At 35.7% G+C, this 17467-nt stretch carries 18 protein-coding genes; all 18 read right to left on the bottom strand.

Annotated elements, in window-relative coordinates:
* Positions 1-674 precede the first annotated feature (674 nt).
* Complete coding sequence (locus ACQKFO_RS21435; RefSeq protein WP_427600896.1) at positions 675-2078, bottom strand: DNA cytosine methyltransferase; 1404 nt, start codon at positions 2076-2078, stop codon at positions 675-677.
* Between the two features lie 103 nt (positions 2079-2181).
* Complete coding sequence (locus tag ACQKFO_RS21430) at positions 2182-2400, bottom strand: hypothetical protein (RefSeq protein ID WP_427600894.1); 219 nt, start codon at positions 2398-2400, stop codon at positions 2182-2184.
* A gap of 24 nt (positions 2401-2424) precedes the next feature.
* On the bottom strand, positions 2425-4302 hold the full coding sequence (locus tag ACQKFO_RS21425) for an LPD1 domain-containing protein (RefSeq protein ID WP_427600892.1): 1878 nt from the start codon (positions 4300-4302) through the stop codon (positions 2425-2427).
* A 26-nt stretch (positions 4303-4328) separates the two neighbouring features.
* A complete protein-coding gene (locus ACQKFO_RS21420) occupies positions 4329-4571 on the bottom strand; it encodes a hypothetical protein (protein ID WP_427600890.1) in 243 nt (80 codons plus the stop codon).
* 68 nt (positions 4572-4639) lie between these two features.
* Entirely contained in the window at positions 4640-4849 is a 210-nt protein-coding gene (locus tag ACQKFO_RS21415) for a hypothetical protein (protein WP_427600888.1), read from the bottom strand.
* A gap of 13 nt (positions 4850-4862) precedes the next feature.
* The gene (locus ACQKFO_RS21410) at positions 4863-5927 is read right to left on the bottom strand and encodes a DUF6094 domain-containing protein (RefSeq protein ID WP_427600886.1); all 1065 of its coding nucleotides are present in this window, start codon (positions 5925-5927) and stop codon (positions 4863-4865) included.
* A gap of 111 nt (positions 5928-6038) precedes the next feature.
* Entirely contained in the window at positions 6039-6533 is a 495-nt protein-coding gene (gene ssb, locus ACQKFO_RS21405; RefSeq protein WP_427600884.1) for a single-stranded DNA-binding protein, read from the bottom strand.
* 71 nt (positions 6534-6604) lie between these two features.
* The gene (locus ACQKFO_RS21400) at positions 6605-6949 is read right to left on the bottom strand and encodes a DUF6018 family natural product bioysynthesis protein (RefSeq protein WP_201715522.1); all 345 of its coding nucleotides are present in this window, start codon (positions 6947-6949) and stop codon (positions 6605-6607) included.
* A 282-nt stretch (positions 6950-7231) separates the two neighbouring features.
* The gene (locus ACQKFO_RS21395; protein WP_427600882.1) at positions 7232-8989 is read right to left on the bottom strand and encodes a hypothetical protein; all 1758 of its coding nucleotides are present in this window, start codon (positions 8987-8989) and stop codon (positions 7232-7234) included.
* Between the two features lie 78 nt (positions 8990-9067).
* A complete protein-coding gene (locus ACQKFO_RS21390) occupies positions 9068-9994 on the bottom strand; it encodes a hypothetical protein (protein WP_427600880.1) in 927 nt (308 codons plus the stop codon).
* 81 nt (positions 9995-10075) lie between these two features.
* Entirely contained in the window at positions 10076-10303 is a 228-nt protein-coding gene (locus ACQKFO_RS21385) for a hypothetical protein (protein WP_427600878.1), read from the bottom strand.
* A complete protein-coding gene (locus tag ACQKFO_RS21380) occupies positions 10300-10464 on the bottom strand; it encodes a hypothetical protein (protein ID WP_427600876.1) in 165 nt (54 codons plus the stop codon). Before ACQKFO_RS21380 ends, ACQKFO_RS21385 begins: the two co-directional genes overlap by 4 nt.
* Before the next feature lie 60 nt (positions 10465-10524).
* The gene (locus ACQKFO_RS21375; RefSeq protein ID WP_427600874.1) at positions 10525-10965 is read right to left on the bottom strand and encodes a hypothetical protein; all 441 of its coding nucleotides are present in this window, start codon (positions 10963-10965) and stop codon (positions 10525-10527) included.
* Complete coding sequence (locus ACQKFO_RS21370) at positions 10962-11492, bottom strand: hypothetical protein (RefSeq protein WP_427600872.1); 531 nt, start codon at positions 11490-11492, stop codon at positions 10962-10964. The genes ACQKFO_RS21375 and ACQKFO_RS21370 overlap by 4 nt, the downstream gene beginning before the upstream one ends.
* Before the next feature lie 428 nt (positions 11493-11920).
* Positions 11921-12250, bottom strand: a complete 330-nt coding sequence (locus tag ACQKFO_RS21365) for a hypothetical protein (RefSeq protein ID WP_427600871.1) — start codon at positions 12248-12250, stop codon at positions 11921-11923.
* A gap of 746 nt (positions 12251-12996) precedes the next feature.
* Positions 12997-15645 (bottom strand): hypothetical protein, encoded by a 2649-nt coding sequence (locus ACQKFO_RS21360; RefSeq protein WP_427600869.1) that lies wholly within the window; start codon positions 15643-15645, stop codon positions 12997-12999.
* 26 nt (positions 15646-15671) lie between these two features.
* Positions 15672-16622, bottom strand: a complete 951-nt coding sequence (locus ACQKFO_RS21355; RefSeq protein ID WP_427600867.1) for a hypothetical protein — start codon at positions 16620-16622, stop codon at positions 15672-15674.
* 351 nt (positions 16623-16973) lie between these two features.
* On the bottom strand, positions 16974-17456 hold the full coding sequence (locus tag ACQKFO_RS21350) for a peptidase M23 (RefSeq protein WP_427600865.1): 483 nt from the start codon (positions 17454-17456) through the stop codon (positions 16974-16976).
* Positions 17457-17467 lie beyond the last annotated feature (11 nt).

Genomic DNA, 17467 nt, shown 5'->3' with positions numbered 1-17467 from the left:
ACACCCTTCCAAAAAGTTTAATTTATATAAAAAACGGTATGAAATAGCTATAGGACAGCTACCCATACCGTTTGGACACTCACAAAGGCATTGAAACACAAAAAAGCCCTTGAGTTTGTTTTGAAACATTAGACTTAGTAATCTAAGCAAAAATGTTTTCAAATCAACCTCAAAGGCTGTAAGATTTAATAATTTACCGCTGACTGATTTCAGTCGCAAAAAAATTAGAAAGATAAAGTAAATATGGGTTTATTATACTACTTCTCTCACATTTCGACAAGAAAATAAAAAGGATATTTAAAAGTGTCTCGCTCCAAAAAAAGAGCCATAACGAATTTAGCTTCGTTGTGGCTCTTGTTCTCAGAATATTCGTCGAATTATGAAATAAATTCCATAATTAAACCGTACACGACTATCCCTATGACCCCTGTAAATATCAGCCACCTAACCAATTTACTACCATTATCCAAGGTTGTTTCACTCCTTCATAGTATGTGTCTAAACGACAATACTTTTTAGTCAGTTATAATGTCAAAGTCTCCAGTATATAGTATCTGTCTTCTCCCCCATTTGTACGGATAAATCCGGCCTCATCCTCTTCAATCCTTATCCCTATAAAATAAAGAATTGCTCCACTTTTCAACATTTCCTATCTCTTCCTATATCTGATAAAATTAAATTATTAACTCAAGCTGACCATTATCTTTAATTGAGATGGGTTCAACTTTTTCCTTAACTTTTCTTGCAACGTTGTTTAATCCTTTTAGAGCTCGCTTCATAAAGGAGGTAGCGATTTTGTTTCCAATTGCTTTAAAAACCCTACCACAAATAGATTGTCCTATCATCTCATAACGTCTTGTAATGGATGTATGGTCAGGAAAGCTAAAAGTGTCCGGTATATCAAAGATTCGAAACAACTCTGACTCTGATAGGAATCTCCAGTGTGTTCCCGCATCGTTTAATATATAACTAGAAGAAGCAGAATGTCCGCGATATCGCTTGGGAATACAGTTTATCTGCTTTGCTTCTCCTGTCACAAACGTTTTATCTAAATTGCGGTCACTCCAAGCATTACGACTATTAAAGGAGTCCACCCATTTATCAAGCGGTTTCCATTCTTGCTCGATACGCTTACCATCCAGGAAATCTTTAAGCTTCTTCCTACGTAACTTAGGGGCACTAGGCCATTGGAAATTCTCAAACAGATCTCTTTCCCGGAAAGCTACAACGTACTTTCTTCGTCTCGTTGCAATGGATCCAAAATCCCATGACTCAATTTGCTTTTCGGAAAAGTAAGGATAATCATCCATCAGTAGTTCCTTTAAAGAATGCCAACAATCTTGCTGATAAAAGTTAGGGACATTCTCAAATAACAAGCAAGAAGCCTTTGAAGACTTAATGATCTTGGCTGTAGCCAAAATCAAATCATCCATTACGTTCCCTTCCAAATCTCCTAAACTGCTGGCCTGATTACATGGTAAGCTCACTACACACATGTCTGATTGAACAGTTTCATGACAATCTCTAAGATCACCATTGAACAAGTAGCCACCCGGGAAATTATGTTTTATGACTTCCGCTGAATCTGTTTCCAACTCAATTTCTTGTACTGGCGTAAAATAACCACAAGACGCCAGGTGAGCGGTACCAATTCCTGCTCCCGCACATATACTTGTAAAAGTAATCCGTTCGTCTTTTGGGGCGGGGATGGTGCAGGTGGATTTAAGTCGATACTCTAAAGGCCTCACTACAATCCGACTAAGATTCCCCTTTCGGTACACAGTGATTTCCACTTTATCTTCTAACGATAAAAATGAATATCTATCACCAGCAGAATCAACCAAGGGACGACGGACCCCTGAACTTCGATTTAAGCGGCCAGAAACATGAATAACATAATCATCTTCTGAAAGCGGTTTGTTCTGAAGTGAGATCTCTTCTCTTTCCTCGTCGACCTCTATATAAAGAGGATCTCCTTCTTTTAATCCAGCTGTTTCACACACAAGGTGTTGTAACCAAACACCAGGTTTATTATTTTTCTTTCTCAAAGCATATACTTTCTTTAATAGGGTTTTCATCTATAACTCTCCTTTTATTATCAGGTTGATATATCAAACAGAAACAAAAGAGGTCGCTTGTCTAGATAGACATGCAACCTCTATTTTTTAATATAAGACTGGATTATACTGTAGCAAGCTGTACCGCTTTAGAAGCAATACTCTTAGCAGTTTGAAAGTGTTCAAGACCAATAGCTATACGCTTTCCACTCTTCACAACGGTATAACGCTTGAAGTGCTGTCCCATAAACATCTCATCAGTTGTACGAATATCCGCAATTTCCATGTTTAGCGTATTCCATACCATCCATTGTCCTTCACATTCTTTTTTTACTTTGATCATTGTTTATCTCCCTCTCTAGTTTTATTAAAATAAATACATTTTTACTTCTTTCATTAGAGCGTCCATGCACTTATTGATTTTTTCTCTTTCCTCACCTACCGGATAAGCAAGAGAATCCTTTGTGCCACAAACAAGGTAATCTGAGCTTCGATTTTGTGAGATTAATTGATCTTCCACCCACGCTTCAAAGCATCGAGCAAATAATTCACAATCAGAACTCCAATATTTACCCAATTTTCCTCGATCCAGAGAAATTGAGGATTGCAGGAATTCACTATGATCAGCTGGATAAGGAATTCTTTCTACTCTCACACCAGTCTCTTGCTCGTGATACCACGCTAATGCTTGTGCATATTTTTTAAGGTCTCTAAATTGTCGTTTCTTCAACTTCTCAATTTGAGTATCCCGACCGCTATAATATGTCACCATAGACAAATGTCTCTTTAAGCTATCGTCTAATTGTGATTTTTTCTTCTTCATAATTCCCATAAAGTCCCCATTACAATTGACATAAGCTGTTTTTAGGGAACTCCCAATTCTCCAAGAGGTTTCCGGCTTATTGGTATTAGGAAAAAATGCGGTTGAGCTTCCCTCTTTTATTTCATTCATGAGATCCATCATGCAAGCAACCAAAACCGTAGGAATGGCAGCGCCATATGAAAGTTCAGACAGATACTCAATTTTTCCACTTTGATAGCTGTGTGAAGAACAATACAACATACAATCCAGAAAATGAGCATACTCGTGAGCAGCTACGCCAAGAGTACCTTTTTCCTTTGTAAAATTGATAACCTTATTAGCTCTTTCAAAGTGTCCAAGTGCTTTGCCTCGTCCCCTGCTCCCGAATCCAAGTGCTAGCTCATTCATCGCTAACTTGCTTTCTTGAACACCTAAGACATCAGCTAAATCCATAAAGGCTTCAGAACAACGATAGATATGTTCCATCGCTTTCTGATCTTCAACCCAATGGCCAAACTCGACACCTTTAAACTTAAACACAGATACCATATCTTCCGGCTTCTTAACACTTGTCGGTCTTCCGCCTACTCGATCAGGTCGTTCAGGTAATTCTCTCTCCCAAACTGGTTTAGTGGTTTTTTTTACAGTACTCTTCTTCTTTGGTTGAAGGAGATCATCCCATTCTTTAACCTTTTGTGCCGTTTTAAGTGAGCTGTTTAAACTCGCTTGTTTGGTGAAAAGGCTTCTGAATTTATCCCCTAACACTCCATAGTTATGCTGATTTGCTTTTTGTATTTCTGATAATCTCTTTCTTGCAATCACAAGTTGATTTCTAATATAAGTAACTCTTTTAGGATCAATTTCATCAGAATTTGTTTGATAAGAAAAAAGCATTTCCTCTAATTCTTCTATTCTTATTTGAGTAGATTCACCGGTATTATTTTCATATTTAAGTTGAATATTCATACTTGAGATAAAATCCTCCATCTGGTCCCAATCTCTAATTTCGGAATAGCGGTCCAGTAGTTTCTCAGTAGCCAGGACAAATGCTTGTCTACTTTTTGAAGAATCTGCCGGATGAGAAGCTATTCGATTGATAATTAGTTGTTTGAACTTTGCTACAGATGGTAAAACAGAATTTTCTTTCTCAGCTTGAAGAGAAAATGAATCAAATAAGATATGTTTATTTACTAAATCAAAAGCTAATGATCTGGAATTCTCTTCTATCTCATGCAATGTATCTACAGAATTCAGATTAGAATTGATTGAAATACTTTCAAAGAATGTCTTCTTTAACATGTGAAGATCTTTCCGGGCTAGCCCTACTTTTTCTCCCACATCATAAGACACCGACCTGTTTTTTTGCACCTCTGTTCGAATATCCTTTACTTCCTTATCTTTAATTGATTGAATAGTTGAAAACAATGATAATTGAGCTTCCAATTGTATCTCTCCTCGTTTAATAATTTTTAATAAATGTTCTGATAGTAGAAGTAAGGAATCCCTAAAATCTCATGTACTGTATCCCTTAAATCGTGATCAAAATTGTCATAAAAAATCCTCGCAGCATTGTTAGTATCTCCTGCCACTAACCTCTCAAAATATGTTTCAAGTTTCATACAGTCATATCTATTCATTCCGCTCTCTTTAAGTTTTATTAATTGCTCCTTTGCTTGCTCTAATTGAACAGCTGAAATTTTATTTGGGATCATTGTGAAACCTCCATTAAAAAAAGACACCAAGAAATTAGTTTTCTTGATGCCTCTCTGATTTATTTACTTCAATTACTCTGATTTTCTAATTCAACTTTGTACGCAGCTTCATAAGAAGAATTATCTAATACATTGGAATTAAATAAGATTAGAAGAATGTATTCTTCGTTCTCATTCAGATTTCGTATAGACAAGTCGTTTTTTATAAAGGATAAATACCGGTCCTTTTTAACAAGATTCTTCATTGCTGCAACGTTAAATTCAAGATTCTCTTTCATTTACTCGTCCCCCTTACACAAATTTCTTTATTAATCCAGAAGGTGTAATTACCTTTACAGATACCTCTCGTTTAGTTCGAATAGTTGTTTTAGTAGTAGATGTCCCATTGTCATGCGTTTGTTTATCCTCTTTTTTAACCTTTGATACAATTTCAAGGCCTTGTACAGCATGGAGATTATCCTCGGTACCAATTAGCCCATTACAAGCTCCAGATGCTAATAAAAGAGCCATATTACCTTGCGCAATGTTAATAATGGGATTCCCACCGATTACAAGTGATTTTGGCTTAGAACGCTCTTTAAATGCCATAAATCCTTTGCTATTACGAATGGAATCAACAAAATCGCTTTTGAGCTGTAATTTTGTATAAAAAGTTTTAATTTCAATTGCTCCAGTTGGAACAATCCATTTGTGGCGGCCAACTAAAAGGTTAATTGGAGTCACTTTTTCTTTGATAAACTCTTCACTTTCCATTTGTAATAAGAAATCGTGAAGTTGTTGATTTATCTCCTTAAAAACCGATTTCTTTTTATGCCCAATAAAGATACATTGTCGGAAATCATCATAATCTTCTTCTGAGAATTTCATGATCCCAACTTGTTCAAAATTTGTGGCCAAAAAGCGCGCAATTTTAGCATCAGCAAAGCGGTATGAAGGAATAACATAAACCATAACCCCACCTGGCTGCAGGTAGCGAGTATTCCTGACGAGTTCCAGGAACTCTTTTCTGTCTGCCGAATCATCTTCCGCTCCTTTTATTGCAAAATCATAAGGAGGGTTTAGATATAGTAGACCGAATGAATCGTTACTGATCACCATACTTTCGATGGGAGCGTTTATACAATGGTTTAGTAATTCATTTGCTTTAGATGCCCTCTGTTTGTCCAGTTCCACCCCATAAGTAGTTATAGAAGGCTCCTGATTTTCAGTTATCTGATAAAGGACCTCTCCTTCACCACAAGTGGGATCTAATACACTACAATCTCCCAAGAAAGACAATACCTTGCGGATATACTCTCCTTGAAGTTTTGGCGTTGCGAAAAAGCCTGCGCGTATCTTGTTACCTACATGAGACATGTTTTTTCCTCCCTAACGTTTGTTATCTGTTTTGCATAAAAAAAGCATTTACGGATGAAAACCCATAAATGCTCTCTTTTCTAATATCATTAATTCATAATCATCGTTTTTTTAAAATGGTAAGTCATCGTCCGATATATCAATCGGCTGACCACCGTGAGAATCTTGCTGGTACCAATTGTTATTAGTACTCTGATTTCTTCCCGGGCCATTTTGATCGCCTTGATTATTATTGGTCCGTTGATTTCCCCTCTGATTACCTTGATCACTTTCTCCATCATTGGAAGTTCTTTGATCAAGGAATTGAACAGATTCACAAACAACTTCTGTCATGAAAACTCTGCGGCCATCCTGACCTTCAAAATTGCGAGTTTGAATTCGTCCATCTACTCCGGCCATACTTCCTTTCTTAAGGAAATTAGCAACATTCTCAGCAGGTCGACGCCATACTACACAATTAATAAAATCCGCTTCTCTTTCGCCTTGTTGATTCGTAAAGGAACGATTCACAGCTAAGGTAAAAGTAGCTACCGCTACACCACTTGGTGTGTATTTTAGTTCAACATCTTTAGTTAAACGACCAACGAGTACAACTCGGTTCATCATCAGAATCACTCTCCATTTTAAAAATAGGTTTGATATATTACTCTACTCGCTCTTTTAACAAACCACTTCCATCAATCTTCTAGCTCAAAGAAATAATTCATTACTGCCTTAATCTTCGTCTTCAAAGATTTTTTTGAATAGGATTTTGTTAAGTTACTTCCTAAATGGAAGTTTTTTTCATTAAAGAATCTCCAAGCGACAGTATCACCAGTCGCTTGCTGCATACAATCCACAAAATGAAGAATCTCATGAACCGCTTCATCTTTGTGTAAAGATTTACAGCGAATAAACCGGCGTGTTCCATCACGAAACATAACTTCCGCTTTAATTCGGCTTCTTTTTGTAACCACAGTAGGTTTTGAAAAATGTTCTGTTACAAGATCTTTCTCCCTGTTTAATAATTCAACTAATTGCATTGTCAAATACACCCTTTCGAAAGTTTTTTTGCGAATAAACGCAAAAAGAGCCCTTCGAAACGTCTGGTAAATATACCTCAAAAAGGTATATAAGACGCTCCAAAGAGCTCATAGTTTAATAAATAACCGCTAACCTAAATAAAGGTTGCTAAAAAAGAATAAAGAGTAAAGTAATATACTTTTAGTATACTCTTTATCCTTTAATTACTCAATACTCCATCTTTAATTATAGAAAAAAGAAGAACTAAAATAAATTTAGTTCCCTTTCTGAAAAAAAACGATCTATATTGCAAGTGTAAATTGCCCTTCGCAATTCTCCTCTATCTTTATTAAACTCCGTGAGGGTTTAACAGGCTCTTTGCCTAGTGTGGCTAACACCTTATTTATTTCAATAAGCTTTTGCAAATCATAATAGGGGTCTTCCATTAATATTTCAGCCTTTTGATAGTATCGTGTAGCGAAACGATCCCAATCCATCTCTTCGGTTGGCTGGGGTTCGTAAAGCCATTCTTCTATCTTTTTAAAAGCTTCTTTCTCACTATCAACATCATCAGCAGCAACTAAGAAGTAAGCAATATTCCATGCGAATGCTTCATCTTCTCCCATATCACAATGATCAATATAGAAAAAATACGATTGACATGTCTCTTGTTCTTTTCGTTCTAGGTACTCAACAAGTTCGTCTCTTCCCAATGAGAAGTCTCTATAGACCCAATATTGAGGGTTCTCGTTGGTTGTTTCCTGTTTATTTAAAGAACCTTCACCGTCAAACACAATTGCACCATCGTATTGCCAATCCAGCGGTGTAACCTGCTCATGAGTAACTTTATACCCTTCTTCCTGCCATACTTTAATAATTGCCTCAACTACATTAGCTCCAATCAGTTCGAAACCTGTTTGTTCTTGAATAGCTAATAACTTACGAGTCAGCAAAATTCGCGCTTCAATTGTAAAGGATCCTGGACTATATTCCACATCGTCCGCACGATCGAAGTACTCATACTCTGCTTGCTTTTGCTGAGTTATCTGATTACCATGGTAATCGAGCAACCCATCATCCAAAAGGTCTAATTGATTCTTCTTCAAATCTTCCTCAATTAACCGTTTATGGGCTTTTTTTAAGACCTTCCGCTTAAGTGGCATACGGTAACGAGCATCATTGCGTATTTCCGCTAACAGCAGTTTATAATCATATAAAGGCTGCAATGAAGGATCCTTTATTACCAAATCTTTCATCATCTTATCTTCCTTTACAGCGGTGCATACGTAGCAGCCATTTCTCCCATTTCCACATGAATTACCTTGCTCTCCATCTGTCTTAATGGAACATTCAAAGATATTCTCAGGATAAAATTCTTGTAACTCTGAAACAAGGGTCCCCCAAGGGAATACCTCAAAATCATAAAAATAACCCCAAATTTCACTTCCGCTTAGTTCCTTTATAGTATGGTAAACCAGCACATTCGAGCGAGACTGGTGCCTGGCAAACTTATCTTCTAATTGAAATTTATTAATACTAGCAGTTCTAGAGGCACTCTCAGAATCTCTTACACCTAAATGTAATAAAATATCATATTGATCACCTAATCTAAACGCACTGTCTTTAATAATGTAATCCAAAATATCATTAATAGGATTTATTTTTAACTTTGATGAACACCAACGAAATCTAGATTTATAGCTAACCGGGGGATTTCCTTTTCCTAATACATTCCAATAATAATTATTCTTCATCGATGGGGTAACCAAGTGAGGAATAATTGGAAGTTTCTTGTTTTCAGCTGACTCTGTAAGTCTTTTTACAGAGTTTTTGATGTAACGTTCTAAGTATGGTTCTTCAACCTCGGTATTTGAAGTAATAACATGAACCTTTTTGGTACGCTGAGACTCCGATAAACCTTCTAACATTTCCCATATTAATAAAAGCATCATTGTACTGTCTTTACCGAATGAAACACCAACTACCCACTCCCGGGCATCTCTAAGATATAATTCTTTTAACTCTCTTTTGATTTTGTTAAATACATCATAAAATGACATTTATATTCCTCCCTTAAGAATAAAAAAGGATACAGCTAGACTAGCTATATCCTTGTCTAATAATTATTTGATTCTTCTCTAACTGGATTTCCTCAAAGATGCACGAATTCGCTGCTCATGGTACATAGCAGTGACTCTTCTATCTACATCAAGTTTCATAACAACAAAATCAAGCGGCATATCAATTATCGTTTTAAATTGTTTGACCTCTTTTTCAGAGATCCACCCATTTAAAATAATACCTTCTAATAATTGAGAATCCGGTTTACTATGCTTAATAAGAAACTCATGCCCGAAATCTTCAGCAATTTTCTGTATATCGTATTGTGGTTTATTAGATATTACAGTTACTGATCCATACTTGTGCTTCAGTAACTTTTTCAGCTGCTTAACCTCGGATTGATCTTTATATTGATGAATAATATCTTTGACAATCGAACATTTCATCATTTCCCTTTTCAATTCCTCATAAGCATTCTCGTAGTATTCAGATACCGGTATAAGGCGATTTAAACCTTTAGCCAACATATCTGTCTCAACACCTTCGAATGTATCTTCAGGAGGCCTTATGAGCTCCTTCCCACTTTTATTAAAGGAAGGCTGTATATAAAAGGATAGTGGCAATTGATAATTTGCCAATTGATTACAAAGCTCTTCATCTTCCTTAATAACAGTATGATCAACCTTTGCAACATGTAATAGCAGTCCATAATGGTCATGTAAATATTCATTTAATCCCTCATAATCAACCTTATAGGTGCTTTTAGGGACAAATTTACAGACCAAATTATGCTCTTCCATTTCATGTCTACGGTTATCTGATCCTTTTAATTGGCGATGAAATTCATTTTTAATTCCTTTCATCCTGGATGCAACTTCTTTCATTTCAGAATATAACCCTTGATGAAGGAATTCTTCCATGACAATAGCCGCATAACCAGGTGAGGGATTAAAAAAATCTAACTGAGTTTCTGATAACTCCCTAAAATTTAGTCTCTTCATCATAATGTTCCTCCCGATTACTCCCCCACCTAGCAAGGAGAGTAAAGATTGATAATTCTCCCCGCTAGAAAGGGTCGGAAGTATTTAATTAGCCTTTAACGCTTGCTCGATTTCTTTGTATAGCAAAGGATTCCGAATTTGTTTCAGTTTCCCGCCCATTAGAGTAATTTCCAAATCTCCATATTCATTTAATAAGTACACCACGGGCATGCCCTTGTGTTCTAGGATATATTGAGGAAGTGCTTCTCTTGTGATTGAAGCCTTCTCTGATACTAAGCAATCATCATTAACTGTAAACCCCATGTATGTCATATTTTCACTCCACTTTGCTCTTTTGTTAAGTTCATGACTATTTTCATTAAAACTGCTTTCGCCTCTTTGGGATCAAGATTATCAACGAGGTTAAAAGCCTTATATTCAGAATCCGTTGTCATTAATTTTCGATAAATTTTTGATATCTTCTTATCCGGCATAACAGATCCTCCTCAACTGATAATCTAGACCGCTACAATCATATAGGCATGGCAAATTCTTTATAAACATAGTCTTATCCCCTCTCCAGACCCTTCTTGCTGTTCAACAGATTTATGAATTTGAATATCTAAAATGACTGCAGCCGGATAGCTGGATTGAATAAATTCAATTGCGTGAAGTTCATCAACTGTCACACAGCTATACTTTTTAAAAATTGTCCGGCCGTCTTGAGTAACTTCAAAATTCACTTCATAAACTTGTTTTTTCGGGTTTATTTCGCCATCGTATACTTCAAAATGTGGAAGAATACTGGTGACTGGTTTAGTTCTAACAGTTTGTGGAGGACAGAAAGCATTTCCATTTACAATAAACCATGCTGGATAGCCAAGCATAAGGTAAAATACAAATACACTTCCTTCAGCAATAACCTCCCCATTTTTTGAAATAGCGGATTCGGTTACTGTAAATTGGTTATCATCAGTATAGAAATCAAAAATCATACCGCGACACCTCCATCATTGAAGAGGTCATATTCAATAGGAGTAATTTCTTCTCTTATCAAATCAACCTCTCTTAAGAACTCTGCAAGCTTTGTGTATTTACTCTTTTTTCGCAATTGAATGTTTACGGTATGGTCCGGTAAACAGCAAATACCTATACTTCCTTTAGTGAAAATTCCATTTAAGCTGCCTGGCTCAAATGATGGTCTCTTATTAAATTCATGAATCCAATCTTGTTGGTATTTGTTCGGATGTGTGAGATCAAATTCAACTGCTTGAATATTGGGTTTAAAACAGCTCATACTCATTTCGAATAGATACAGTCCCCCATCAATCAATCCATCAAAAAAGACTCGATAGCCATATGATTCTCGGAATTTCCCTTTTGGTCCAAAAGGTGAAATTAAGAACGAATGTCCGTCGAGTCTCCACTCAAAACCTTTAGTTGTTTGTTCAAAGTGTAAACCTTTTAAGGCTTCACCAAGTTCATCAGGATGAACAGATGCAAAAGTTGTTAACTTAAACATGAAAGGTCCACTCCTTCCCCAGTCAAAAGACAATCATCACAACAATAATTCTGTCCTTTAACTTTAAAGTAAATGTCCTTGCAATCATTTTCACAACAATTGCACCCTATCCTCTCCATACTCTTTTTGTTTCCTTTTTTCTTCAGAAAAAGCTTCATACCCTTTGTCAATATTGACATGTCAAAACACCCTTCCTACAGTTTGTTAAGTATCTTTCCAGTGAACGAAAAAAAGCCCCTGGACAAAGGTTTAATAAATACTCGTGAGAGTAATTAACCTTAGCCCAGAGGCTATGCGTTCAAATTTAATAGAAAAACCGCTGACCGTAACTTAATGGTCGCCAATAGAAAATAAAGAAAAAATACTTATGTCCTAAGTATACTATTGGGGACGTGGTGTTTCAATAATATGATGAAATAAATACAGTTCTATTTATTTTTAAGAAGTTCCAATAATTCCTTATTAACAGCAAATAGATTATCACTAAAATTCTCTTGAAGGTAATCAACTTCCGACTTCTTTAAAGGAAATTGTTCTCTAAATTTCTTTTTTTCATGGATTACTGTAGCTATATCTTTAGGAAGAGAACTTAAAGCAATGTGTCGTGAATCGTATTCAATTGGTTCTGCTCTTTCTGAGATGTCTATATTTGTTTCAATGCAATTGCTACGTAAAATATAAACTAACTCCATAGCCTTACTTTCATCCAAATAATGATATGTTCTCTTAAAAAAGTAGCTTCTTTCAGCTAATGCCATAAATTTATCGCCCTTTATATTTCGCTTTTCGTTTAATAAATACATATCATTTTTCCCTCGCCTTGAACTTTTATTTACTATAACTATACCCAAATTCATATACATTAATTGTGGTATTCAACAATAATTATCAAAGTTATAAAATAATTGAGGTTATTATTCAAAAAAATCAACAAATATCCCCATAACAAAGTATAGCTATCTTTATTAATATCGTATTTAAAAGGAAAAATATTAGTACTAGGTGATATGTATATATAGGAATTATATCCTAAAGACCTGATAAATTAAAGTATTATAAGTAGAACTTTATGTAATTTTATACATTTTATACCAAAAATTATTATATTTTAATATATATTGCTAAATTTTTTATAAATACTAGTTTCGCTTAGAAGTGCCATCGTAGTCAGTTGCAATTATTATTTAGTATGTAGAGCTATTTAGTTCACAAATTCAAAAAAGAAGGAGAATTTTTATGATTAAAACTTATAGTCTGGTTGTATTTGTAAAATACAATGGGGATTTCAAGAACGCTACTATTTTAAGTGTTAGCGAGGAATTAGCTAAAGAGACGTTTGAGTTACTATATGGAAACTATATTATAGTAATTCATACATTTGAAGGTGAATTTCCTTCAAAAACATATCGTTCACTCCCTTACATTAATTAAGCAAATAGGAGAGAGCCCACTTACAAGCGGGTTACTATTAAAAAGAAGAGCTGGTTAAGCCAGCTCTTCTTTTTTAATAAATTCTATGCATTTTAAAATACTCAAAAACATCTCCTATTATTTGAATGGTGACATCATCAGTCTTGACAGTTCCATTAGTATATTCAACTTCAAAGTGAAATTCCGCAGGTCCATTTTCAAGTGCAGTACCTGTTTCCATTAATATAGGATCTTCATATTCTGTTTGGTGCCTTGTCCCACTGGTATAAGGTATTGGGATCTTGGGTTTGTAGATTGTACCTTTTTTCTGTACAGCATTCATGGTTACGGATAAGTTTGAGATTGGATAATTGGTTGTATTTGCGACCAATACAAATTTCTCACCACTATAAAACTCTTCAATGAGGTTTCCTTGAGCTTGATGAAGTTTTAACCAAGTTGGCGTATGCAGGACCTGGCCAATTAGAGTTAATGGATTTGAATAGAACGAAATGGTAACATCCGATTTATCATATCCATCGAATACTTCAGCTTCAAATTCATATTTTCCAACCTCAGTGTTATCGATATAATAACAAGAATCTTGCCCTGAAGATAAATCTGTTTTATTAAGCACCTCAATAAAACCTGTAGATTTCTTATTCATATTTATAGTTACATCAAGCAAGTCACCATCAGCATCTGTTGCTACTGCACAAACTTTTACTCGATCTCCTTCATATATTGTTGAAGGGTCGTAAGATAGAGTTATTTCGGGTCGAGTATTTACATATATAGATGTTGAAACCGTATTATCTTCAAAATTAGACTCAAAAACCTGTTTGGTCTCATTAACATGGGCACTGTAAAAAATGGTTCCAGCCCTTTTCGCCGTAAATTCAAGGATCTCGTTTCTAGTTATGCCAGGATTCATGGTGCCCTTTATAGTACCTACTTTAAAAGTATTATCCTCGTACAAATTATTTACATGTTCGCCTACTACAGCCTGTCCAGTATTAGAATAAGTCAATTTTGCATGATATGAATCTCCAATTGTTATATGACTTACCGGCTTATCATTTAAGTCTAATATTTCTAATTTATCTGCAGTAAGGTTTACGTCCATTACTTTAAAAGTGGCTGTAGCAGAATAATTATCCGCTTCATTTGATTCAGGTATCCGTTCATCAAAATCAGCATATGCTCTTACGTTATAGGTACCTGGTAATAGGTTTGTATAATCTTTTTGTATCCACCTTGTTTGGGCAATAGGGTAATCAATAGCTGTCACATTCCCTTGCCAAATCCCATTTAAAGAATGAGTATGGTTTACAGTTTCAATTGGAGCATTACTTCTAATATAGCCCCTTACGCGAACTGTTTCCCCATAAATAAAGCTCGATTTTTCGTTATCCGAAGTATCCAATACTTTGGTTTCCCCACCCTGTAAATTTCGTTCTTTTACAATAAAAGTAGCCGTTTTAGTCCCATTATCGCTTTCATTACTTTCTGGAATTTGATCGTCATAATCTGCAATAGCTCTTACCGTGTACGTTCCTGGAGCTAAATTTGTGTATGTTTTGGTGATCCACCTAGTTGTTGCACCTGGATAGTCTATAGATCGGACATTCCCTTGATATTTTCCGTTAAGAGATTGCGTATGATTGACCATACCAATGGACTGATTACTAGAAATATACCCCCTTACAGTAATAGGTTCCCCATATTCAAAAGTATATTGTTCTGTTCCAGCATCGTTATAAACTTCTGTTCCTTCACCATATATATTCAAAGGTGGTGGAGTATAACTTAATACTGCTTGTGAACCTCCGAAGGTCCAATACACTGTATTTGCCCATTTTTTTGCACCACCATAATTTACTCCATACCACACAGCAGTCTTACTTTCTTCCATATCAATTGATGTATAATAATTTCCATTTGTGAAGTATACGTTAGGTGCACTAGAAGCCGATTGTCTAGGATAATCCCTTCGAATAACTGGATAGTCATTCATACGCAAAAGCCTAGTATTGGTCCCACTGGACAGGTCTACTTTACCCGTGTTGTAAGATAATGCGCTGAATTCAAAAGGAACAATTAGAGAAGAATATACAATTTGATTATCCACTCTCTTAACTATGTATAATTTCCATTCTGCATCTTCCTTTTGGCTAGCAAAGATTTCATCTAAAGGAATATATGCTGTAAAACCTACGTCTTCATATCGCATATTACAGGTTGTATTATTCTTATTTGTAGCGGAGGCAGAACACTCATTCCAAACCCCGCTGCCCTGGTTGTTATATTCAAGATCTTCAGTAGCGTCAATCGATATAGGGATTGTGTTATAGATCTTGGTCGTTCCTACTCCTGAAGATCCTGAAGTTTTCTTTAACACAATATGAGTTGATTGATTAGATGAAGTATGCCGTTTATATCCTGCTAACACGGCCCATCCACTAAATTTTAGATACTTTTTGGTTGTTCCTGTGAAATTTCTACTTTGAATTTCCCAGCCATTAGATTGATATTTTGAACTATATACGTCATAGACTAGACGAGTACCACCTGTCCATGAATTAGACTTTGAACCAAGCTTAACATTACCGCTATTCCAAGCATTCGATACGCTAGATTCAACAGCATGAGGGGAAGCTGCTTTTACATCTGACTTAAAAGCAGCAACACCCGTCATTATTAAAGTAAAGACTAATATTATTTTAATCCACTTTTTACTCAAGGGAACCCTCCCCCTTTATATGATTGTTACTTCATAAACTTTTTACGGATCCATTGATTCGTTGGTTTATGAAGATATGCTACCCATCCTCCGATTAACAATAGAATTGAGGTTATGGTTAAGCCCCAAACTAAAAAGGAAGACTTTTGTTCTTTCTGTTGAGACTTAGTAAATGAAGCTGTCTGCTCACTTACCCTACTCTTACTCTCAGAATCTTTTTTGACATTTTCATCATCTTCTTTTAACTTCGAATCTTCTTTATTTACATCCTTTTGAGAGTCTTTTTCTACTTCATCATCAGTAGATTCTTTAGAAGCAACTGATTCATTTTTAGAACCATCATCTTTATTTTTTGAAGAATCCTTAATAGCAACGACATCTACATTATTAGAAGGGCTTGAATCATTGTCTACTTCATTTTTGTTGGTTGAAGCTGTCTTAGTATTCGTAGAACTACTTCCAGACGTTGAATTTTCAGTGCTCTTATCCCCATTTGTAGTGGTTGGCTTTGGTGTTGGAGTCGGTGCTGGCTTTGGTTCAGGTTTTGGAGCCGGTTTATGTTCAGGCTTTGGCTCAGGCTTTGGCTCAGGCTTTGGCTCAGGCTTTGGCTCAGGCTTTGGTTCAGGCTTTGGCTCAGGCTTTGGTTCAGGCTTTGGTTCAGGCTTTGGCTCCTCAATAACTTTGGTATAAACAGTCAAGATCTCTTTAACGTTAGGAGAAAACGGATTAGTGATTTCAAACTTTTGACCACTATATTTAACTTGACCAGTGTATACACCATCTAAGTGGAACATCCCAGCTTGGTAAAAGCCTACTACAGATCCATTACAGTGATTAGTAGCGCCAACTGCGTTTGAAATACCAACATTATTTGATGTGATTGACATCTCACAAGTTCCAACTGTACCACCTTCTGCAGAAGCATAGCTTGATAACATTAAGAACGATAATACGATTACACTTATTAATTTTTTCATTTTCTTCACCTCAAAATAAAATTTAATAGTACACTCTCTTCTTACTACATACCTAAGAATCAAATACCTTATTATGATTGATCCCCACTACCTAAAATCCCCATTAAAAAAAGCGATCGATGGGCAAGTGAAGACAAGGAACTCGTCCTTATTCAACACAGCCCAAAGACCGCTTTATAGTTTAGTAGATCGACCGCTAACTCCAAGAGTTGCCATAAAAAGAAAATAAATACTATTTATATTCATTATAGCAACCTCCTAACTACTAATCTAGCTTTTTTGGGCATCAATTAAATTGGTATACCTTTTATATTTCGACGTATAGAAAAGATTATTAAAAGCGTACCTATTTTAAAATTTATATTCATATACAGCTGCTTGACGAATAGGGATCTTATCGCCTGCAAAGTATCTCGGTGAAGGGGTACTAATTACAACTACAATGCTCGGCCCGTCTAAAGTATCAACAATGTCATAATCCGAGTTGTAATATGTAAATGGGAATGTTGCCATGCTATCGTCTATGAATTCTATGTGCTCGATAGTTACTTTATCTTGATAAAGGGAATTGGTAAGTGGGTTATAATTTGAATCAAGTTTTAAGTGAAACTGAAGACTTTTCTTAAGATTATCTGCCGCCTTCACCTGGTTAAACACTAATTTACCATTTGCTAATTGCGAGGAATCTATGGCAAGAGAAGCGTCATGAGCGGCCAGTTCTACGGCGTTTTTTAATTGTCTGGTTGCTGTCTTATCAGTATCCAGGTTCGTTTGAATAGTCATGATATATGCAAAAAGTAATGTAAGTAAGATCGCTCGTATAGCTTCTGCCAAGTTTTATCTTT

This window comes from Rossellomorea sp. NPDC071047 (assembly GCF_050270195.1).
GTDB lineage: Bacteria > Bacillota > Bacilli > Bacillales > Bacillaceae_B > Rossellomorea.
Note: the sequence above shows the minus strand (reverse complement) of the source record. Positions and strands in the feature narration are given on the sequence as shown.